Source organism: Amycolatopsis tucumanensis, assembly GCF_021654135.1.
GTDB lineage: Bacteria > Actinomycetota > Actinomycetes > Mycobacteriales > Pseudonocardiaceae > Amycolatopsis_E > Amycolatopsis_E tucumanensis.
The window spans coordinates 32,800-53,200 of sequence record NZ_JAKGSD010000038.1; the positions used below are offsets into that span (position 1 = coordinate 32,800).

General features: G+C 73.4%; 17 protein-coding genes. 5 read left to right on the top strand and 12 right to left on the bottom strand.

What is annotated here, in order from left to right; genetic code table 11:
• Positions 1 to 148: 148 nt before the first annotated feature.
• From benA to L2C96_RS30130, 5 genes are read left to right on the top strand one after another with little or no spacing between them, the layout of a single operon-like run.
• The gene (gene benA / locus L2C96_RS30105; protein ID WP_237338599.1) at positions 149 to 1,498 is read left to right on the top strand and encodes a benzoate 1,2-dioxygenase large subunit; all 1,350 of its coding nucleotides are present in this window, start codon (positions 149 to 151) and stop codon (positions 1,496 to 1,498) included.
• On the top strand, positions 1,495 to 2,001 hold the full coding sequence (gene benB, locus L2C96_RS30110) for a benzoate 1,2-dioxygenase small subunit (RefSeq protein ID WP_020418941.1): 507 nt from the start codon (positions 1,495 to 1,497) through the stop codon (positions 1,999 to 2,001). Before benA ends, benB begins: the two co-directional genes overlap by 4 nt.
• Positions 2,002 to 2,011: 10 nt before the next feature.
• Positions 2,012 to 4,789: a benzoate 1,2-dioxygenase electron transfer component BenC gene (benC, locus tag L2C96_RS30115; RefSeq protein ID WP_272883440.1), complete on the top strand. Its 2,778-nt coding sequence runs from the start codon at positions 2,012 to 2,014 to the stop codon at positions 4,787 to 4,789.
• Between the two features lie 58 nt (positions 4,790 to 4,847).
• Entirely contained in the window at positions 4,848 to 6,158 is a 1,311-nt protein-coding gene (locus tag L2C96_RS30125) for an MFS transporter (protein WP_237338600.1), read from the top strand.
• 9 nt (positions 6,159 to 6,167) lie between these two features.
• Positions 6,168 to 8,756 (top strand): LuxR family transcriptional regulator, encoded by a 2,589-nt coding sequence (locus L2C96_RS30130; RefSeq protein ID WP_237338601.1) that lies wholly within the window; start codon positions 6,168 to 6,170, stop codon positions 8,754 to 8,756.
• Here L2C96_RS30130 and L2C96_RS30135 read toward each other — a convergent pair.
• The 12 genes from L2C96_RS30135 to L2C96_RS30190 form a co-directional block, all read right to left on the bottom strand.
• Positions 8,751 to 9,986, bottom strand: coding sequence for a benzoate/H(+) symporter BenE family transporter (locus L2C96_RS30135; protein WP_237338602.1), 1,236 nt, complete (start codon positions 9,984 to 9,986; stop codon positions 8,751 to 8,753). The two genes, L2C96_RS30130 and L2C96_RS30135, sit on opposite strands and share 6 nt — an antisense overlap.
• A 62-nt stretch (positions 9,987 to 10,048) precedes the next feature.
• Positions 10,049 to 10,234: a CsbD family protein gene (locus L2C96_RS30140; RefSeq protein WP_020418946.1), complete on the bottom strand. Its 186-nt coding sequence runs from the start codon at positions 10,232 to 10,234 to the stop codon at positions 10,049 to 10,051.
• 50 nt (positions 10,235 to 10,284) lie between these two features.
• Positions 10,285 to 11,313: a hypothetical protein gene (locus L2C96_RS30145; RefSeq protein ID WP_237338603.1), complete on the bottom strand. Its 1,029-nt coding sequence runs from the start codon at positions 11,311 to 11,313 to the stop codon at positions 10,285 to 10,287.
• Positions 11,314 to 11,448: 135 nt separating this feature from the next.
• The gene (gene ligD, locus L2C96_RS30150) at positions 11,449 to 12,378 is read right to left on the bottom strand and encodes a non-homologous end-joining DNA ligase (protein ID WP_020418948.1); all 930 of its coding nucleotides are present in this window, start codon (positions 12,376 to 12,378) and stop codon (positions 11,449 to 11,451) included.
• Positions 12,379 to 12,445: 67 nt separating this feature from the next.
• The gene (locus tag L2C96_RS30155) at positions 12,446 to 13,825 is read right to left on the bottom strand and encodes an MFS transporter (RefSeq protein ID WP_237338604.1); all 1,380 of its coding nucleotides are present in this window, start codon (positions 13,823 to 13,825) and stop codon (positions 12,446 to 12,448) included.
• On the bottom strand, positions 13,822 to 14,409 hold the full coding sequence (locus L2C96_RS30160) for a dienelactone hydrolase family protein (RefSeq protein ID WP_272883441.1): 588 nt from the start codon (positions 14,407 to 14,409) through the stop codon (positions 13,822 to 13,824). The genes L2C96_RS30155 and L2C96_RS30160 overlap by 4 nt, the downstream gene beginning before the upstream one ends.
• Positions 14,410 to 14,842: 433 nt before the next feature.
• Positions 14,843 to 16,462 carry a thiamine pyrophosphate-binding protein gene (locus L2C96_RS30165; protein WP_237338606.1) on the bottom strand — a complete coding sequence of 540 codons (1,620 nt, stop codon included), beginning with the start codon at positions 16,460 to 16,462 and terminating at the stop codon, positions 14,843 to 14,845.
• A 10-nt stretch (positions 16,463 to 16,472) separates the two neighbouring features.
• Positions 16,473 to 17,252 (bottom strand): SDR family oxidoreductase, encoded by a 780-nt coding sequence (locus L2C96_RS30170; RefSeq protein WP_237338607.1) that lies wholly within the window; start codon positions 17,250 to 17,252, stop codon positions 16,473 to 16,475.
• An 8-nt stretch (positions 17,253 to 17,260) separates the two neighbouring features.
• Positions 17,261 to 17,995, bottom strand: a complete 735-nt coding sequence (locus L2C96_RS30175; RefSeq protein WP_237338608.1) for an SDR family oxidoreductase — start codon at positions 17,993 to 17,995, stop codon at positions 17,261 to 17,263.
• Positions 17,986 to 18,699: an alpha/beta fold hydrolase gene (locus L2C96_RS30180; RefSeq protein ID WP_237338609.1), complete on the bottom strand. Its 714-nt coding sequence runs from the start codon at positions 18,697 to 18,699 to the stop codon at positions 17,986 to 17,988. Before L2C96_RS30180 ends, L2C96_RS30175 begins: the two co-directional genes overlap by 10 nt.
• A complete protein-coding gene (locus L2C96_RS30185; protein ID WP_237338610.1) occupies positions 18,696 to 19,472 on the bottom strand; it encodes an aspartate dehydrogenase domain-containing protein in 777 nt (258 codons plus the stop codon). The genes L2C96_RS30180 and L2C96_RS30185 overlap by 4 nt, the downstream gene beginning before the upstream one ends.
• Positions 19,469 to 20,392 carry a VOC family protein gene (locus tag L2C96_RS30190; protein WP_237338611.1) on the bottom strand — a complete coding sequence of 308 codons (924 nt, stop codon included), beginning with the start codon at positions 20,390 to 20,392 and terminating at the stop codon, positions 19,469 to 19,471. The genes L2C96_RS30185 and L2C96_RS30190 overlap by 4 nt, the downstream gene beginning before the upstream one ends.
• Positions 20,393 to 20,401: the final 9 nt, after the last annotated feature.

A 20,401-nucleotide genomic window follows, 5' to 3' on the forward strand; every position in this document is an offset into this window, starting at 1 on the left:
GCGATTCAGTCTTGATTGATCGATGTCATCGATTAATAGCACCCTGGGTCAGGACTAGGTAATCGCCCGGTGTGACTGGGGCCACCGCTTGTCATGGTCGGGGGAACACCGAAGCCGAGCAGTGCCGCTGAGGCCGTTGGAGGTTTCCATGACCGAGACCCTGGACCACGTGTCGGAGGTACTCGCCGACGCCGTCGTGGAGGACCGCGACGCCGGGATCTACCGGGCGAACCGCCGGATCTTCACCGACGAGGAGATCTTCGAACTCGAGATGAAGCACATCTTCGAGGGCAACTGGATCTACCTGGCGCACGAGAGCCAGATCCCGAACCCGGGCGACTACTTCACCACCTACATCGGACGCCAGCCGGTGGTGATCACGCGTGACTCCGGCGGCGAGCTGCACTGCCTGATCAACGCGTGCGCGCACCGGGGCGCGATGGTCTGCCGCCGCAAGACCGACAACCGGATGACGCTGACCTGCCCGTTCCACGGCTGGACCTTCCGCAACGACGGCAAGCTGCTCAAGGTCAAGGACCCCGACGGCGCCGGCTACCCGCCCTCGTTCAACACCGGCGGCTCGCACGACATGACCCGCGTCGCCCGGTTCGACAGCTACCGCGGGTTCCTGTTCGGCAGCCTCAACGCCGACGTGCTGCCGCTGGAGGAGCACCTCGGCGACACCACGAAGATCATCGACATGCTGGTGGACCAGTCCCCGGAGGGCCTGGAGGTGCTGCGCGGCTCGTCCACCTACACCTACGACGGCAACTGGAAGGTGCAGGCCGAAAACGGCGCGGACGGCTACCACGTCACCGCGACGCACTGGAACTACGCGGCCACCACCGCCCGGCGCAACACCGGCGAGTCCAAGAACGACACCAAGACCCTCGACGCGGGCAGCTGGGGCAAGTCCGGCGGCGGCTACTGGTCGTTCCCGCACGGGCACCTGTGCCTGTGGACGTGGGCGGCCAACCCGCAGGACCGTCCACTGTGGAACCGGATGGACGAGCTGAAGGAACAGTTCGGCGACGCCAAGGGCGAGTTCATGGTCAAGGGGTCGCGCAACCTGTGCCTGTACCCCAACGTGTACCTGATGGACCAGTTCTCCACCCAGATCCGGCACTTCCGGCCGATCGCGCCGGACAAGACCGAGGTGACGATCTACTGCATCGCGCCGAAGGGGGAGAGCGCGCAGGCCCGCGCCTGGCGGATCCGGCAGTACGAGGACTTCTTCAACGCCTCCGGCATGGCCACCCCGGACGACCTGGAGGAGTTCCGCTCCTGCCAGCTCACCTTCCGCGCCACCGCGGCGCCGTGGAACGACATGAGCCGCGGCGCCGAGCACTGGCTCACCGGCCCGGACGAGGTCGCGCTGGCGCTGGACATGAAGGGCGTCATCTCGGCGGGACAGAAGAACGAGGACGAGGGCCTGTACCCGGTGCAGCACGGCTACTGGCGGGACACCCTCCGCAAGGCGATCGGAGCGGCGGAATGACCAGCGCGACCAAGACCATCACGCAGACCGACATCGAGCAGTTCCTCTACCGCGAGGCGCGCTACCTCGACGACCGCGAGTTCGAGAAGTGGCTCGACTGCTACGCCGACGACGTGGTGTTCTGGATGCCCTCCTGGGGCGACGACGACCTGCTGACCGAGGACCCGCAGAGCCAGATCTCGCTCATCTACTACCCGAACAAGGGCGGGCTGGAGGACCGGGTGTTCCGGATTCGCACCGAGCGCTCCAGCGCCACGTCGATCCCGGAGCCACGCACCAGCCACAACATCACGAACGTGGAGCTGATCGAGCGCCGCGGCGACATCGTGGACGTGCGGTTCAACTGGCACACCATGTACTTCCGCTACAAGACCGTCGACCCGTACTACGGCACGTCGTTCTACACGATCGACTTCTCCGGCGAGTCACCGCTGATCCGCCGCAAGACGGTGATCCTCAAGAACGACTACATCCACCACGTCGTCGACGTCTACCACATCTGAGGGAGGCGTCATGGCTTTCCAGGTCGCACTGTCCTTCGAGGACGGTGTCACCCGCTTCATCAAGTGCGAGCCGGACCAAACCGTCGCCGACGCGTCCTACCGGCAGCGCATCAACATCCCGCTGGACTGCCGCGACGGGGCGTGCGGGACGTGCAAGGCGTTCTGCGAATCCGGCGACTACGACGGCGGCACCTACATCGACGACGCGTTGTCCCCGGACGAAGCGTCCCGGGGTTACGTGCTGCCGTGCAGTATGAGGCCGCGCTCCGACCTGGTGCTGCAGATCGCCAGCACGTCAGCGGTCGCGAAAACCCAGGCGGCGACCTACCCGGCGACGCTGACCGCGCTGGACCGGTTGTCGCCCACCACGGTCGCGCTCACGCTGGAGACGCCGGACCGCGACAAGCTCGCGTTCCTGCCCGGCCAGTACGTCAACATCGAGGTCCCCGGCACGGGCCAGACGCGCTCGTACTCGTTCAGCAACGCGCCGGACGACAAGGAGCTGACGTTCCTGGTGAAGCTCACGCCGGGCGGCCTCATGTCGGACTACCTGACCGAGCGGGCCGCACCCGGCGACGAGCTGCGCTTCACCGGCCCGAACGGCAGCTTCTTCCTGCGCGAGACCGGCCGTCCGGTGCTGCTGCTGGCCGGCGGCACCGGGCTGGCGCCGATCCTGTCGATCCTGCGGGCGATGCGGGCCTGCGGATCGTCGCGCCCGGCGCACCTGGTGTACGGCGTCAGCACCGACGACGACCTGGTCGAGCTGGACACGCTCGCCTCGGTGGCCGCCGAGGTGGAGGGGCTCACGTGGGACTACTGCGTCGCCGATCCGGACTCCAGCGCCCCGAACAAGGGTTATGTGACCAGCTTGATCCGCGACGAGCACCTGCACGGCGGCGACGTCGCCGTGTACCTGTGCGGCCCGCCGCCGATGGTCGAGGCGGTGCGCAAGCACTTCACCGACGCCGGTGTGCAGCCGACGGGCTTCTACTACGAGAAGTTCGCGCTCTCCGCCCCCGCGGGGGAGACGACGGCCGCCCCGGTGGGTGGTGCCGACGTGGCGGGCGCCGCACCGGCCGCTGCCGTGACTGCGGCCACCGCCCCGCCTCGCCCCGCCGCCGTCCAGACCCCGGCGCCCCCGGCGCCGGAAGCCCCCGCCGTTCCGGTATCCGCGTCCCCTTCGCCGGAGCGCGCGGGGGCGAGCCGGACCGTCGCCGGGCAGGCGATCTTCCCGCCCGCGGAGCTCGCGCCGCTGCGCGGCGGCGCGATCCCCGACGAAGGCCAGGCCCGGCGGGCAATCGCCGGGCAGGCGATCTTCCCGCGCGCCGAGCTCGCGCCGCTGCGCGGCGGCGCGATCCCCGACGAAGGCCAGGCCCGGCGGGCCATCGCCGGGCAGGTCATCTGGCCCGGCGGCACCGGCGGCACGCTCGACCCCGGTGAGCCAGTGCGGCCAACGGCCTCCCGCGCCATCGCCGGGCAGGAGATGCTGCCGCAGGCCGAAATCGCCCCGCTCACCGAACCCGCGCGGTACGAGATCGGCGAGGAGCACCCGTCGGTGCACGAGTCGGACGCCGTGTTCGAGGCGCGCCAGGCCCTGGAGCTGGGCGCGGTGGAGCTCACGATCGGTCGCCTGTCCTCGCAGCAGCTGGCCGGGTACCGCCTGCTCGCCGAGGCCACTGTGCCCTATGTGGACGGTGACCGGTTCCTCGACGCCGCCGCCTACACCGAAACCAACGCGGCCTTCCACGACTACCTGTTCACCCTGACCGGCAACGAGCACCTCCTGCAGGCCTACCACGCGCTCGGCGTCAAGGGGCACATGACCGAAACCCTGCGCGACGCCACCTGGTGCCACCCCCGTTGCACGCAGGACCACCTGGACATCGTGGCCGCGTTCGAGGCGGGGGACCGGACTGCCGCGCGCCGCCTGGTCGCCGAGCACGCCGAACGCTCGAAGACCACCATGCGCCGGGCGATGGACGACAAGAAGGCCGCGCGGCGGCCGCGGTTCGTCAGCCCCGGCCGGTTCGACGGCAAGGTCGTCGTGGTCACCGGCGCCGCGCAGGGCATCGGGGAGCGGGTGGCGCGGCGGATCAGCGCGGAGGGCGGCACGGTCGTCCTCGCCGACCGCGCCGACCTGGTGAAGGACGTGGCGGACGAGCTGACGGGCGAGGCGCTGCCGGTGCTGTCCGACCTGGAGACCTGGGCGGGCGCGCAGGCGGTGGCCGAGGCGGCGCTGGCCCGGTACGGGCGCATCGACGTGCTGGTCAACAACGTCGGCGGTGCGATCTGGTTCAAGCCGTTCACCGAGTTCACCCCGGACCAGATCGACGCCGAGATCCGCCGGTCGCTGATGACCACCCTGTACTCGTGCCGGGCCGCGTTGCCGTCGATGGCCGCGCGGGGTCAGGGCGTGATCGTCAACGTCTCCTCGGCCGCCACCCGCGGCATCCACCGCATCCCGTACTCGGCGGCCAAGGGCGGCATCAACGCCATCACGGCCTCGCTCGCGCTGGAGTACGCCGACGCCGGGATCCGGGTGGTCGCGACCGCGCCCGGCGGCACCGAGGCGCCGCCCCGCCGCATCAGCCGCGGCGGATCGGCGCTGGAAACCGAGCAGGAGCGCGCCTGGTTCCAGGCGCACATCGACCAGACCGTGAACTCCTCGCTGATGAAGCGCTACGGCACGCTCGACGAGCAGGCCGCCGCGATCACGTTCCTGGCCTCCGACGAGGCCTCCTACATCACCGGCACCGTCCTGCCGGTGGCCGGGGGCGACCTCGGCTGAACCCGGCCGCCCCGCCCGGGGCCGCCGTTGCCCTCCCCACCCCACACCGGGAGCCATCATGTCCGACACCGTCGCAACGAAGCGCCGGCGCACCGTGTCCTGGGTGGTCGCCCTGTCGACGATCGCCCTCGTCTTCGACGGGTACGACCTGGTCGTCTACGGCACCGTTCTGCCCACCCTGCTCGCCGATCCCTCCCAACTCGGCCACATCAGCGCGGGCCAGGCCGGGGCGCTGGGCAGCTACGCCCTGATCGGCGTGCTCGTCGGGGCGCTGGCCGCGGGCAGCCTCGGCGACTGGATCGGCCGCCGCAAGATCATGCTGGTCAACCTGGCCTGGTTCTCGATCGGCATGGGGCTGACCGCCCTGACTCAGAACGCCACCGCCTTCGGCTTCGGCCGGTTCTTCACCGGCATCGGCGTCGGCGCACTGGTGGCGACCGTCGGCGCGCTGGTGGCCGAATTCGCGCCCGCGGGGCGGCGCAACCGTCTCAACGCGATCGTCTACAGCGGAGTCCCCGCCGGTGGCGTGCTCGCGTCGCTGCTGGCGATCGTGCTGGCCGACGCCGTCGGCTGGCGCGGGCTGTTCTGGGTCGGCGCGCTGCCGATCGTGCTGGTCCTGCCGCTGGCGGTCGTCAAGCTGCCGGAGTCGGCGAAGTGGCTCGCCGCCCGCGGCCGGGTGGACGAGGCGCGGGCGGTGTCGGAGCGGACCGGTGTGCCGTTGGTCGCCGAGCCGCCGGTGACCGACCGCGTGGGATTCCCGGCGCTGGCGACCCGCGCGCTGGCCTGGCCGACCGCGCTGCTCGGGCTGATGAGCTTCGCCGGGCTGCTGCTGACCTACGGGCTGAACACGTGGCTGCCGAAGATCATGGCGGACAACGGGTACGGCAAGAGCTACTCGCTGACCTTCCTGCTGGTCCTCAACCTCGGCGCGATCATCGGCGGCCTGCTGGCGTCGCTGTGGGCGGACCGGGCCGGCGCGAAGCGGGTCGTGGTCACCACGTTCGTGCTCGCCGCACTCACGCTCGCGCTGCTGCCGCTGGACCTGCCGCTGGGCGCGCTGCTGCTCGCGGTCGCCGTGGCCGGGGTCGGCACCATCGGCACCCAGGTGCTGATCTACGGGCTGGTGTCCAACTACTACCCGACGCGGGCGCGGGCCGCGGGCGTGGCGTGGTGCGCCGGCTTCGGACGGCTCGGCGGGATCGTGGGCCCGGTGATCGGCGGCCTGCTGGTCGGCGCCGGGCTCGGCGGGACCACGGCGTTCTACATCTTCGCCGGGGTGGCGCTCGCCGCGGCGCTGGTCACCGCGCTCGTGCCGCGGGCGCAGCACGCCGAGGTTCCGGTGGCCGCCGTCGCGCCGGAGCCCGCCTAGAGTGACCATGTGGTCCACCGTCGCCCGCAGCTGATCGCCCGCGCCGCCGCGCTCGCCGCACTGGAGAGCGTGGCGGCGCCGGCGTTCGTGCTGGTCACCGGCCCGGCCGGGGTGGGGAGGACGGCGCTGGCCGACGAGTTCGCCGCCCGCTGCGACGGCGTGCGGCGCGCGGCCGGGGCGCCGTGGGAGACCGGCCGCGCCGGTGGCGTGCTCGCCCAGCTCGGCGGTGCCGACGGTGTGGTGATTGTGGACGATGCGCAGTGGGCGGACCTGGAGTCGTTGCGCACGCTGGTTTCCACGGTCCGGCACGACCGCGACGCCCGGCCGCTCGTCGTCGCCACCTGCGTGAGCGGCGACCACCGGGTGCCCGCGGCGGCGCTCGAACTGCTGCACCGGGCCGCCACCACGACGGTGCGCCTGGAACCGCTCACCGCGCCGGAGACCGGCGAACTGGCCGCCGCGCACGGAATTCTGCTGCACCCGTCGATGGCCGAGCGGCTCTGGCGGCACACCGGCGGCATCCCGCGCCACGTCGTGCAGTTGCTCGCCGAGGTGCCGCGGTCGACGTGGGCGCGGTTCGACCCGGACTTGCCCGCGCCCGCCGCCGTCGCCGCGCGCGTGCGCGAGGGTCTGGCGTCCTGCTCGCCCGAGGCGCGCCGGCTCGTCGAGGCCGTCGCGGTCCTCGGACCGGGCACCGCGGTGCGGGACGCGGCGTCGCTGGCCGGGGTCGACGGCGACGTGCTGCCCCTGCTCGACGAGGCCTGCGCCGCGGGGCTGGCCGAGTTCGCCCCGCACGGCCTCACCGAGGCCGGGCCGCCGGACCCGATGGTGCGGGCCGCGGTGCTCGCCGCGATGGGCCCGGCCGCCGCCGCGGACGCCCACCGCCGGGCCGCGGACCTCATCGAGGACCCGGTCCGCCGCATGCACCTGCTGGTCGCCGCGTCCCCGGTGCCGGACGCGGCCGTCGCCGACCGGCTCGACGAGCTGGCCGCGGAACGGGCCGCCGAGGGCGCGTGGGGCGTGGCGGCCTCGCTGCTGTCCGACGCCAGCCGCCTCACCGACGACCGGCTGAAGCGGGAAAGCCGCCTCACCCGCGCGGTGGACGCGCTGATCGGCGCCGGGGACGCCTTCGCCGCCGCGGCGCTGGTGCCGGAGGTGGAGAGCCTGCGGGAAACGCCGCTGCGCAACGCCGTCCTGGGCTACCTGGCGATCGTGCGTGGCCGCGCCGCCGAGGCGGAGACCCGGCTGGGCCGGGCCTGGGGGCTGGTCAACACCGGCCGGGAGCCGGACGTCGCGGCGCTGATCTGCCAGCGCTACGTGCTGCATTCGCTGTCGCGGTGCCGCGCCGAGGACCTGGTGCGGTGGGCGGACCGGGCGATCTCGCTGGTGCCCGCCGACGCCCCGGCGGCGGTGGAGGCGGCGGCGATCCGCGGGCTGGGCCTGGCCGGCAGCGGGCGGCCGGACGAGGCGCTCGCCGGGTACGCGGAGCTGGCCGAACGCGTGCAGCACGGCGCGCAGGCGCAGCGCATCCAGATGGGCCGCGGCTGGCTGAACCTCATGGTCGACGCCATCGACGAGGCGCGGGTGGACCTGGAGATCTCGGTGCCCACGACGTTCCTCGGCGGTTCGACCCGGATTTCCCTGTGGGCGCGCGGCTGGCTGGCGCGGGCGCAGTTCCTGACGGGGGAGTGGGACGACGCGCTGCGCACGGTTGCGGAGGCGGAGCCGTTGCTGGACCGCTCCGGGATCGTGCTGGCCGGGCCGTTGCTGGCGTGGACGGCGGTGGCGGTGCACGCGCTGCGGGGCGACTGGGAACGCGCCGAGGAGGCGTTGCGCCGCGCCGACGCCGGGCCGCAGGACTACGAGATCATGCGGGTGCCGTCCTGCCTGGCGCGGGCGCACGTCGCGGAGGCGCGTGCGGACGCGGCCGGGGTGCTGCGGGCGTTGCGGCCGCTGACGATGCCGTGGGCGGGCGGCAGCATCGACGAGCCGGGGTTGTGGCCGTGGGCGGACATGTACGCGCACGCGCTGGTGCTGGAGGGCAAGACCGCGGACGCGGACGCGTTCCTGGCGCCGCACGAACGCCTCGCCGCGGAACGCGGGCGCGTCTCGGCCCGCGCCCGGCTCGCTGCGGCGCGGGGACGGCTGCTCGGCACGCAGGGCGACGTCGACGGGGCGCGGGCGGCGTTCGACGAGGCGCTGGAACTGCTGGAGGACCTGCCGTTGCGCTACGACCTGGCGCGGGTGAACTTCGCCTACGGGCAGATCCTGCGCCGGGCCGGCAAGCGCCGCGAGGCCGACGCGGTGATCAGCACCGCGCGGGAGGCGTTCACCGCGCTGGGCGCCTCGACGTACGTGGCCCGCTGCGACCGCGAGCTGAAGGCCGGTGGCGTGCACGTGCCGCGCGGCCGCGGGTTCGACGAGCTGACCCCGCAGGAGGAGGCGGTGTCCCAGCTGGTCGCGAGCGGACTGTCCAACCGGGAGGTCGCGGCGGAGTTGTTCCTGTCCACCAAGACGGTGCAGTACCACCTGACCCGGATCTACGCCAAGCTCGGCATCCGCTCGCGCGCGGAGCTGGCCGCCCGGCGGCGGTCATGAGCGGAAGTCGCCGCGCTCCAGCAGGAACGACACCGCCAGCCCGGCGACCAGGCCCCAGAACGCGGAGCTGATGTTCAACGGCTGCACGCCGGACACGGTCACCAGGAACGCCACCAGCGCGCCGAGCGTGAAGCGGGTGCGGAAGGCCGTGACGAACGCGCTCTGCAACGCCCGCAGCATCGCCAGCCCGCCCAGGACCGCGATGAACGCGGGCGGCGTCGCCAGCATCAGGCGCACGAAGGCCGGCGCGAACAGGCCGGTCACCACCGCTCCCGCCCCGCACACGACGGCCGCCGTGTACTGGCGGTCCCGCTCGCCCGAGGCGACCAGCAGCGCGTTCGTCGGCCCGGTCAGGCACGTCGACACCGCGCCCACCGCCGCGGCCGGCAGCGACCAAAGTCCACACAGGACGGTCACGACGTTGGTGGGCGGCTCGTGCCCGGCCTGTTTCAGGACGGCGACGCCCTGGCCGTTCTGCACCACCAGGACCGTCACGGCCAGCGGCACGACCAGTTCCAGCAGCGCGGGCCAGGTGAACCGGGGCGCCTGCAGCAACGGCTCGGCGAGCCAGCCGGAACCGGCGAGGGTGAAGCGGCCCGACACCGCCACGGCGACCGCGCCCGCCAGCAACGCCCCGAGGATCGGCGGCAGCCGCCGCCCGGCCGCGGGCAGGGCACTGAGCAGCACGAACACCACGACCATCGGGACCGCGACGACCGGGTCCACGCCGAGCGCGGTCACCAGGTCGAGCCCGAACTTCAGGAACACCCCGGCGACCATCGCCATGACGATCGGCATCGGCAGCGCGGCCATCACCGCGCGGACCCAGCCGGTCAGGCCGATCACCAGGATCAGCAGCGCGGTGACCACGAACGCGCCCAGCACCTCGGGCCAGGTCAGGTGGGTCAGCGACCCGCCGACGACGACCGTGCCGGGGATGGTCCAGAAGAACGCCAGCGGCCGCCGGTACAGCCACGACGCGAGCACCGTGAGGATGCCGTTGAGGAAGAACACGCCGAAGATCCACGACGCGAGCTGCGCCGGGGTCAGGCCGCCCTGCACCCCGACGGCGAGGATGACCGCGATCGGCCCGGTCGCGGAGAACACCAGGCCGATCACGCCGTTGGTCAGGGTGGTGCCGGTGAGGTCCCGGCGCACGCGCCGCGGCCCGGCGACCGGTTTCGGCGGACGCTCGAACCGTGGCGCGCGGATCTCCTCGTCGAGTCTCATGTACGCATGCTGAACTCATCGGCCGCCATGCGTACAGCCGGTTGTGGCGGGTGCCACCGAGGTCAGCGGTCGAACACGTCCTTCGCCGCGTCCTTGACCTTCTCGCCCGCCTGCTTGACGTCGGCCTTGCCCTGGTCGCCCTTGCCCTCGGCTTCCCACTGCTCGTTGCCGGTGGCCTTGCCCAGGCCTTCCTTCGCCTTGCCCTTGAGCTCTTCGGCCTTGTTCTGGGCCTTGTCGTCGGTGCTCATCTCCGGTCCTTCCGGTCGGTGAGCGCTTGGATTACCCGGCCGGGCGATCCTTATTCGGCGTGCACCAGCGGAGTCAGGTGCGCGGCGAAGGCGGCGTCCTCGGGGGCCGAGTAGTCGGTGTCGTCGTTGCCCCGGCTGCCGGAGGGCACGAGGATGGTGGGCTGGCAGTCACTCCGGGAGGGGGCGCCGTCGACGGTGAACTCCGCGACCCGGCGGCCGGTGCGCGCCTCGAACACCGTGACCGCCCAGCGGCCCTGGTAGGTGACCAGGGAGGAGCCGTCCTCGTACTCGCACGTGCGGATCGCGGCCGGCTGGGCCTGGCCGATCAGGCGGCTGCACCCGACCAGCTGCACCTCGTCGGCGGGCGGCCAGTTCTGGTCCGTCTCCGCGAAACCCTGCAGGTACTCGGGGAAGCCGGAGCCCTCGTACACGGCCACGGCGTGCGGGCCGGGGCCGGTGTAGGCGGGCGCCTGGCCGAACGGCGCGCCGCCCGTGCACAGGCGGGCCAGGTCGGTGATCTCCCTCGGCTGCTCACCGAAGGCGAGTTCCAGCGCCAGCGGCACCGCGGTGAACCACACGACCACGGCCGACAGCGCCACGGACAGAGCGGCGATGGCGAGCCGGGGCGTCCGCGCGGGCGGGTACGGGCGCCCGGTCCGGGCGGTGCGCAGCAGTTCGGTGCGGGCCCACACGGTCCCGACCCGCTGTGAGCCGGTGTCCCAGACGAGTTCCGTCCCGTCGGCGGCGAGCCGCTCCCACCGCACGGCCACCGGCTCCTCGCCCTGCGGCCAGATCAGGAGGCCGCGCTCGGCGGAGGCGAACCAGCACCGGCCGCCGGGCACCGGGCCCCACCACGACCAGGCCGCCGTCGCCCACAGCAGCGCCCCGTAGCCGAGGACGACCCACCGCCAGGCCGGCGAGTCGTTGAGGACGAGGTAGAAGGCGGCGATCCCGGCCGGGACGACGCCGATGCCGGCGAGCATCGCGCCCGCGACCGGTTCCCGGAACGGCCGGTGCACGCGGACCAGCCGCCCCAGCCCGGCGGCCTCGGCACGCGCGGCCAGTGCCCGGTTGTTCATCCTGCGCCCCTCTCGCTCCCCAGATTTGTACCGGGTGCTCGAGGTGAGGCGTACCGCCTGTCCGGTTGCGGTCAGTCCGAGGCTGTCGCGGGCTTCCGCGCCGAACCGCCGCGAAAACCCGCGTGCCGACCGTGTTCACTCCAGCCCGTCGCGGTCCGCCCACTCCAGCAGCGTCTCCAGCGAGTAGGCGGTGTCGTCGATGCCGGCGTGCAGGTCGCCGAGCTTCGCGAACCGGGCGGGGACCGTCGCGATCGTGCAGTCGCCCGGTTCGACGTCGTCCACCTCGTCCCACGCGATCGGCGTCGACACCGTCGCCTCGGGCACGCCCCGCACCGAGTACGCGCTCGCGATCGTGTGGTCGCGCGCGTTCTGGTTGTAGTCGACGAACACCAGCGCCGGGTCGCGGTCCTTGCGCCACCACGTCGTCGTCACGTCGTCGGGTGCGCGGCGCTCCACCTCACGCGCGAACGCCAGCGCCGCCCGTCGCACCTCGCTGAACCCCCACCGCGGCTCGATCCTCACGTAGATGTGCAGGCCGCTGCCGCCGGACGTCTTGGGCCACCCGGTCGCGCCCAGCTCGTCGAGCACCTCGTGCGCGACGTGCGCCACCCGCCGCACCCGCGCGAAGTCGGCCTCCGGGCCGGGGTCGAGGTCGATGCGCCACTCGTCGGGCTTCTCGGTGTCCGCGCGCCGCGAGTTCCACGGGTGGAACTCCACGGTGCTCATCTGCACCGCCCAGATCACGTGCGCCACCTCGGTCACGCACAACTCGTCGGCGTGCCGGTTGTAGCGCGGGAAGTGCACGCGCACCGTCTCCAGCCACGGCGGCGCCCCGGCCGGCACGCGTTTCTGGTGCACCTTGTCGCCGCTCACCCCGGACGGGAACCGGTGCAGCATGCACGGCCGCTCCCGCAGCGCGCGCACGATCCCGTCGCCGACGGACAGGTAGTACCGCGCCAGGTCAAGCTTCGTCTCGCCCCGCGCCGGGAAGTAGACCCGCTGCGGGTTCGAGATCCGCACCGTGTGGTTCCCGGCCTCCAGCTCCACCGCCTCGCCCTTGGCCATGGGCCGAACCTAGCGTGAAAACCGCGCCGCGGCGGGGTGCCGGGCGAACCCGGCACCCCATCGCCAGTCAGGGCGCGATCTCCTCCAGCGTGCGACCGCGGGTCTCCTCGGCGAACACCGCGGCCACGATCGCGCCGACCAGTGTGATCCCGCTGATCAGCAGGAACACCGAGCCCAGCGCGGTGCCGCCGGCGTAGACCGCGCCGACCAGGATCGGCCCGAGGATCAGGCCCAGCCGGTTCATCACGCCGCCGAGGCTGCAGCCCAGCGCGCGGCTGCGCGTCGGGTACAGCTCGGGCGTGTACAGGTACAGGCTGATGTTCACGGCGAAGTTGAACACGGCCGCCAGCGACGACCACACCAGCAGCTGCACCGGCGACCCGGCGCCGAGCGCGCCCAGCACCACCAGCATCGCGGTGGTCGCGCCGAGCCCGGCGGCCAGCACCACCCGGCGCCCGATCCGGTCGATCACCAGCGCCGCCAGCACGCAGCCGACCAGGCCGGCCGCCGAGGTCGCGGTGCTGTACCAGAGCGCCTGGCCCAGCGGCAGGTGGAACACGCCGCGGTAGATGGTCGGCAGCCACGACGTGATGCCGTAGTTGGCGAGGTAGCCGACGAACCAGATCGTCCACACGGTCAGCGTGCGGCGGCGGTAGCGGCCGGCGAACAGGTCGCGCAGGGCGTTGCCGCGCTGCTGCGGGGCGGTGACCGGAACCGCGGCGGCGGGCGCGGGCAGCGGCTCGCCGGTGGCGCGCTGGACCTTCGTCTCCATCGTCGCCATCGCCGCGGCGGCCTTCTCGTACTTGCCGCGGGAGGCGAGCCAGCGCGGCGACTCCGGCACCTTGCGCAGGATCACGAACGCCATCAGGCCGGGGACGGCGGCCAGCAGGTACAGCGAGCGCCAGCCCCACAGCGGGATCAGCCATGCCGCGACCAGCGCGCTCACCGCCAGGCCAGCGGGGAACACCACCTCGTAGAGCAGCACGAACCGGCCGCGCTTGTGGGCGCGGGTGATCTCGCTGATGTAGGCGGCCGCGGTCGGCACCTCACCGCCGATCGCGAGGCCCTGCACGAACCGCAGGACGAGGAACGGGGTGAGCGAGTCGCAGGCCGCCATGCCTGCGCTGCACAGTGCGCTGACCGCGACGCAGATCGCGATGACCCGGACCCGGCCGATCCGGTCGGCGGCCCAGCCGGAGACCAGCGCGCCGACCAGCATCCCGATCGAGCCGATGGTCAGCGCCGCGGTGCTGGTGGCCGCCGACAGGCCCCACTCGCGGGAGAGCACCGGCAGTGTGTAGGCGATCAGCAGCTGGTCGAACGCCTCGAAGAAGGTCACGATGCCGATCAGCAGGCGGACGCTGATCTGCCAGCGCGACATCGGCAGCCGTTCCAGCCGCGCGGCGATGTCACCCTGCGTCATTGCGGGTGTGGCGTCGATGCTCATTCGGTCTCCTCGTCGGGCAATAGTGTGCGGGCTGAATCGAGGAATCGCACTGCTTCGTCCCAGGCGTCGGCTTCGTCACACAGGGACAGCCAGGACCCGCCCAGGTTCGCGGCGAGCACCGGCAGCTCGGGGAGGTCCGGCCAGGGCCCCTCGCGCGGGCCGACGCCGGCGGCGCGCAGCCCGTGCGCGGCGGCGGCCCAGGCGGCGAGGTGGGCGCCCTGGCCGAGCCCGATGAAGGCGCTCGCCGGAACCCCCGCCCGGCGGCTCAGGTGGTCCAGCGCGCCGGCCACGTCGGCGGCGAGGTCGTCGGGCTCGAGGGCGGCGAAGTTGCCGCGCGGGAAGACCCGCCCGCCGGTGTCGTAGTAGAGCAGCGGCGCGACGGCGAGGTAGCCGCACTCGGCGAGCACTCGGCAGGCGTCCTCGGCTTCGGCGGTGAGCCCCCGCTCGTCGTGCAGGACGACGACGGCGGCGCGCACGTCGGCGGCGGGGTAGCGCACGAGCAGGGGAGCCGCGGTCTTGAGAACGCGGCGGCGCCGGTTGGCAGGGGCGTGTCCGTGGTGGTGGCTGGTCGCCGGGACGGTCATGGGCGCTCCAGGGCTGGGACCGGGAGTGGGGTTGCGGCCGGGTGACAGGGGACCGGGCCGGGGGCTGCGGGCCGCGCCCCGTCGGGGTGGGGTTCGGTGGTGGCCTCGCGTGGGGCTCGGTCGCGGGTCGTGGGTGGTGGGGTGTGCCGTGCGCGGGTGGGGGTGGGGACAGGGCGCTTGGTGGTGGCTCGGCGTGGGGCTGGGTCGGGGGTTGTGGGTGGTGCCGTGTGCCGTGCGCGGGTGGGGGCAGCGCCCTTGGCGATGACCCGGCGCGGGGGCGGTGGGGCCGCCGTCCCGGGGATGCGAGTGCGGTCGGGGGCGCGGCCGGCCGGCGCGGGGCCGTGCCGCGGGCCGCCGTCGGCGGGAGTGGAGTGCGTGGCCGCGGGGGCATTCCGCTCGATTGGTCGCCTCGGCGGCCCCATCGGGACGGTCATCAGTCCTCCCGGGGGACGGGCACCGGCGGGACGAACGGGCGCGGCGCCGGGTCCAGCGCGGTCACGTCGACCTCGATCACGGACGGGCCGTGCTGCGCGACCGCCTTCTCCAGCGCCTCCGCGAACAGCGACGGCTTGCTCACCAGCTGGTACGGCAGGTCCAGCGACTGCGCCAGCCGCGAGAAGTCCGGCGTGTACAGGTCCACCCCGGCCCGCGCACCGCCGTGGTGGTCCTGCATGTTGCGCAGCACCCCGTACCCGCCGTCGTTGAAGATCACCAGCACCAGCCACGGCTTCTCCTGCGCCAGCGTGCCCAGCTCGCCCAGGTGCACGGCCAGCCCGCCGTCCCCGGCCATCACCAGCGTCGGTGCGTCGCGGCCGGACAGCGCCGCCCCGATGCCCGTCGCCAGGCCCTGCCCGATCCCGCCGCCGACCGGGAACAGGTTGGTCCGCGGGTCGAAGATGTCCAGCAGCCGGTTGCCCCACTGGCTGGACGGGATCGTCACGTCCCGGGCGATCACCGACTCCCGCGGCAACCCCGCGCGCATCGCGTCGCAGATCTCTCCATACGGGCCGATCGCCTCGCGCAGCCGCGACCGCACGGCGGACCGCGTCGCCACCGCCCGCGCCCGCCACTCCGGATCGCCGGACCCGCCCCGCAGCCGCCGGAGCACCACCGCGGCCTCCCCGGCGATCCCGACCGTCGCCGGGTGCACCCGGCCCAGGGCGGCGGGGTCGACGTCGATCTGGATGTGCCGCGCGGGCAGCGCCAGGTGGTAGTGCTTGGTCTCGTTGGACCGGAAGTGCGTCCCGACCGAGATCAGTAGATCCGCCCCGGCCAGCAGGTCCTCCGCGGCAGTGGCGAAGTTGCCGACCACCAGCGGGTGGTCCTCGGGCAGCGTGCCCCGCCCGGAGTTGCTCGTGAACACCGGCGCCTGCAGCCGCTCGGCCAGCTCCCGCACCTCGTCCCGCGCGTCCACCGCGCCGCCGCCGGCCCAGATCACCGGGCGCCGCGCCGAGGCGATCAACTCGGCGGCCCGGGCCAGCGCGTCCTCGTCCGGCGGCGGCACCGGCGCCGGAACCTCCGGAGCGCGAGCCACCACGTCGTGCCGCGCGTACTGCAGGTCGATCGGCCACTCCACACTGGACGGTCCACTCGGGAGGGACAGCGCCTCGCGCACCGCCCGTCGCAGCACGTCCTCCGCCGCGGCCACCGAAAAAATGGTCGCGGCGTGTTTGGACACCGCGGTGAGCATGCCCAGCTGGTCGCGTGTCTCGTGGATGACCCCGCGCCCCTGCCCGAGGTAGGGCGAGTCGATCTGCCCGGTCACGTGCAGCACCCGGCTGCCCGCGGTCAGCGCCTCCACGAGCGACCCGGCCGCGTTGCCCGCGCCGGTGCCGGTGCTGGTGATCGCGACCCCGAGCCCGCCGCGGGCTCGGGCGTACCCGTCGGCCGCGTTGACCGCCGCCGCCTCGTGCCGGACCGGCACGAACCGCAGCCGCGCCGCGATCGCCTCCACCAGCGGCAGGTTGTGCACGCTCACGATGCCGAACGCCGTGTCGACGCCGTTGTCGATCAGGATCTGGGCGAGCAGGTCCCCGCCGTTGCCGTGTGTCACGAGTGTCTCCTCAGACGTATCGGGCGACGCCGCCACCGACGTCGAGGGCGGAACCGGTGATGTAGGACGCGTGCGGTGACAGCAGTGCCACGATCGGGAAGGCGACCTCCTCGGCGGTGCCGAGCCGGCCGAGCGGGATGCCCCGGTCCGCGGCGAGCTCCGAAGTCCACTCCGCCCAGGACAGCTCGGTGCCGGACTGCTCGTACCGGCGCCGCCACTGACCGGTGTCCACCAGGCCGAGGCACACCGAGTTGACCCGCACCTCCGGCGCCAGCTCGGCGGCCAGCGTCTTGGACAGGTTCAGCAGCGCCGCCCGCGCCGCCGACGTCGCGGCGAGCTTCGGCTCGGGCTGGCGGGACAGGATCGCGTTGACGTTGACCACCGCCGCGCCCGGCCGCAGCCACGGCTGCGCGGCGCGGACGACGTGCAGCACCGAGAAGATCTTCAGGTGCAGCTCGTCGCGCCACTGCTCGTCGCTGGTCTCGGCCAGCCGCGCCATCAGCGAGCGCCCGGCGTTGTTGACCACGCCGTCCAGCCCGCCGAACTCCTCGCCGGCGCCGGTGACGAACCGGCGCACGTCGCCGGCGTCGAGGACGTCGCACGCCGCGGTGTGCAGCCGGGCGCCGGCCGCGCGGGGCAGGTCGGCGAGTGCCTTCTCCAGCCGCACGCCGTCCCGCGCGCACGCGGCGACGTGCGCGCCCTCGGCGAGCAGCATCGCGGCGGTCGCCAGCCCGACACCGGAACTGGCGCCGGTCACCACGACCGCCCGCCCGGAAAGTCCCAGGTCCATGAAAACTCCTAGTGGCAGACGAATCCGCCGTCGACGACCAACGTTTGCCCGGTGATGAACGAGGCGGCGTCGGAGAGCAGGAACTCCACCGCGCCCACCACGTCACCCGGTTGCTGCGCCCGGGTCAGCGCCCGCCCGTTCGCGTAGAGCTGGTGCCGTTCGCGCGGCACCCGCTCGGTCGCCTCGACCTCGGTCAGGCCGGGCGCGACCGCGTTCACCGTCACCCCGTCCGGCCCGGCGTCGCGGGCCATCGCGCGGGTCATCGCGATCACCGCGCCCTTCGAGGACACGTAGTGCACCAGGCGCGGCGGCCCGAACAGCGCGACGTCGGAGGCGATGTTCACGATCCGCCCGCCGGTGGCCGCGAGCTGCGGGTACAGGGCGCGGGCGACCAGCCACGGGCCGCGCGCGTTGACCGTCATCAGCCGGTCCCACGCCTCCACCTCCAGGTCGGCGAAGTGCTTGCCGCCCACGCCGTCGGCCATCGCCGCGTTGTTGACCAGACCGTGCAGGGGCCCGATCTTCGCGACCTGTTCCGCCAGCCCCGCCACCGAATCGGGATCGGCGACGTCGGTGTCGATCCGGTGCACGGTCCGCCCGCGCTCTTCGAGCTGCGCCACCCCGCGGGCGGCGCGCTCCGGGTCGCGTTCGGCGACCACGACCTGCGCCCCGGACGCGCCGAGGGCGTCGGCGATCGCCCAGCCGAGCCCGCGCCCGGCGCCGGTCACCACGATCAGGCGCATCGCGCGGCCTCCACTTCGGACAGGAACTTCAGCAGGACCTCGTTGAACTCGCCGGGGCACTCCTGGTTGGCCGCGTGCCCGCCGCCGATCACCCGCAGCCGCGCCCCGGGGATCTCCCGCGCCAGCAGCCGGCTCTCCTCGACGCCGGTGACCTGGTCGTCGGCGCCCACGACCACCAGCGTCGGCACACTGATCCGGCCCAGCAGGGGACCGTGGTCGGTGGTGGCCATCGACTCCGCGGCCGCGCGGTATCCGGCCAGGCGCACCCGGGCCATCGTCGCCTCGACCTTGGCGCGGGTCACCGGATCGGAGCTCAGGCGCGGTGCCCGCCGTCGCGCGAACTCCGCGGCACCCACCTCGGCCAGCTCGTCCACCCGCGCCCGCATCCGGGCCGCGGCCTCCGCGCTGGTGCCGGAGCCGCGGGTGGAGTCGGCCAGGGTCAGCGACAGCACGGGGTGCTCCAGCGCGAGCCGGGTCGCGATCACCCCGCCCCACGACACCCCCACCACGTGGGCGGGTTCGTCGAAGATCCGCGCGGCCTGCTCGGCGTACCAGGCGATGTCGGCGCGTTCCGGGTCCGGCGAGTCCCCGTACCCGGGCGCGTCCCAGGCCACCACCCGGTGCCGCTCCGCCAGAACGTTTACCTGCGACTCGAAGGACCCGCCGGACCCGCCGATGCCGTGCAGCAGCAACACGGGGGTCACCGGAACACCACCCGCGGCTCCGCCAGCGCGGCGATCGCGGCGAGCACCGCGTGCGGCACGACCTCGCTGCTCGTCGGCGTCCGCGGCGAGGGCCGGTTGCGGATCTCGAACCGGTACGACCCGGCCGGCCCGTCGGCGGTGATGACGTGCGAGGTCAGCTCGGCGGCCGGGTCGGCGATCACCGCCGCCTCGACCACGTCCCAGTCGCCCACGGCCAGCGCCACCGAGGCCGCCACGTTCGCCGACTTCGGGAACGCCGCCGTCACCTCGCGTGCCGGGCCGCGCATCAGCTCGACCGGCTCGGCCGTGGTCCGCAGCCGCGCGGCCTCCTCGTCGGACATCCACGGCTGCACCAGGTTCGCGGCGAGTTTCGTGGTCTCGATGGTGACCCGGGACAGCGGCGCCATCCGGGCCGCCGCCCGCAGCAGATCCAGGCCGCCGATCGCGCCGGTCGACAGGTGCAGCTCACCGGGGCCCGCGGACAGCAGCTTGTCCAGCAGGGCGTCGTCGGCCAGCGCGCCGACCGACACGACCAGCAGGTCCCGCCCGGCGGCCAGCACCTGCGGCCCGACCTCCGCCAGTGCCCGCTGCCCGGCCGCCTCGACGATCAGGTCCGAAGTGGACAGCAGCTCGTCCAGCGACACCAGTGGCAGGTCCGTCGCACCCGCGGGGTCCACGACGCCGGACAGCGTCGCACCCGGCACGGTTCCGTCGCGCAGGGCGCGGGCGACCACGCCGCCGATCGAGCCCGCGCCGATCACCCCGGCCCTCATCCCCGCCACCAAGCCGTGTAACCGGGGTCGGGCACGCCCGCCATGTGGGTGCGGACGTCCTTCGACGGCGGGCCCGCGGTGCCCCACAGGTCGGACAGCTCGGGCGTGCGCCGCCACACCCGGCACAGCCACGCGTCCTCCACGACCTGCTCGACCTCGGAGGTGTACTCGCACACCAGCCCGGCCGGGTCGGCGAAGTAGCCGAACGTGTTGCTGCCCGGCCCGTGCCGCCCCGGACCCCACAGCGGGGTGATCCCGTTGTGCCGCAGCCGCCCGATGCCACGCATGAAGTGGTCGATCGAGGCCATCTCGTAGGCGACGTGGTTGACCGACGCGAACGGCGCCTGGTTGAACGCGATCACGTGGTGGTCGGCGTTGCAGCGCAGGAACGCCATCTGGTGCTCCGACCAGTCGGAGATCCGCATGCCGAGCACACGGGTGTAGAACTCGCAGGCCGCGTCGATGTCGGCGGTGTTGAGCACGACGTGCGCCAGCTTCCGCGGCACCGCCGGGTGGCCGTCCGGATCGTCCGGGGTCACGGCGAACACGTCCGCGGACAACTCGATCAGCCGTCCCTCCGGATCGGCGAAGCGCAGCCCGTAGCCGCCGCCGACCTGGTCCAGCTTGCCGGGCTCGGTGACCAGCGGGATGCCCTGCGCAACCAGGCGGCTCGCGGCCTCGTCGATCTCGCGTGGCGTGGCGACCGCGAAGGCCACCTTGCCGAGTGCGTTGCGCTCCGCCTGCTGCAACTGCAGCACGTGGTGCTCGCTGCTGGTGCCGCGCAGCCACACCGCGCCGGTGTCCTGCTCGACCTGCCGCAGGCCCCACACCTCGCGGTAGAACTCGCCCGCGTCGGCGCACGCGGTGGAGCGCAGGGTCACCGACCGCAGCGCCCGCAACCGGACGACGGGTTCGGACATGGTGTCCTC

Coding starts and splice junctions, on each gene's coding strand:
- benC (WP_272883440.1), top strand. CDS start 2,012: ATGGCTTTCCAGGTCGCACTGTCCTTCGAGGACGGTGTCACCCGCTTC.
- L2C96_RS30185 (WP_237338610.1), bottom strand. CDS start 19,472: ATGAGGGCCGGGGTGATCGGCGCGGGCTCGATCGGCGGCGTGGTCGCC.
- L2C96_RS30160 (WP_272883441.1), bottom strand. CDS start 14,409: ATGACCGTCCCGGCGACCAGCCACCACCACGGACACGCCCCTGCCAAC.
- L2C96_RS30170 (WP_237338607.1), bottom strand. CDS start 17,252: ATGGACCTGGGACTTTCCGGGCGGGCGGTCGTGGTGACCGGCGCCAGT.
- benB (WP_020418941.1), top strand. CDS start 1,495: ATGACCAGCGCGACCAAGACCATCACGCAGACCGACATCGAGCAGTTC.
- L2C96_RS30155 (WP_237338604.1), bottom strand. CDS start 13,825: ATGAGCATCGACGCCACACCCGCAATGACGCAGGGTGACATCGCCGCG.
- L2C96_RS30135 (WP_237338602.1), bottom strand. CDS start 9,986: ATGAGACTCGACGAGGAGATCCGCGCGCCACGGTTCGAGCGTCCGCCG.
- ligD (WP_020418948.1), bottom strand. CDS start 12,378: ATGGCCAAGGGCGAGGCGGTGGAGCTGGAGGCCGGGAACCACACGGTG.
- L2C96_RS30175 (WP_237338608.1), bottom strand. CDS start 17,995: ATGCGCCTGATCGTGGTGACCGGCGCCGGGCGCGGGCTCGGCTGGGCG.
- L2C96_RS30125 (WP_237338600.1), top strand. CDS start 4,848: ATGTCCGACACCGTCGCAACGAAGCGCCGGCGCACCGTGTCCTGGGTG.
- benA (WP_237338599.1), top strand. CDS start 149: ATGACCGAGACCCTGGACCACGTGTCGGAGGTACTCGCCGACGCCGTC.
- L2C96_RS30140 (WP_020418946.1), bottom strand. CDS start 10,234: ATGAGCACCGACGACAAGGCCCAGAACAAGGCCGAAGAGCTCAAGGGC.
- L2C96_RS30145 (WP_237338603.1), bottom strand. CDS start 11,313: ATGAACAACCGGGCACTGGCCGCGCGTGCCGAGGCCGCCGGGCTGGGG.
- L2C96_RS30190 (WP_237338611.1), bottom strand. CDS start 20,392: ATGTCCGAACCCGTCGTCCGGTTGCGGGCGCTGCGGTCGGTGACCCTG.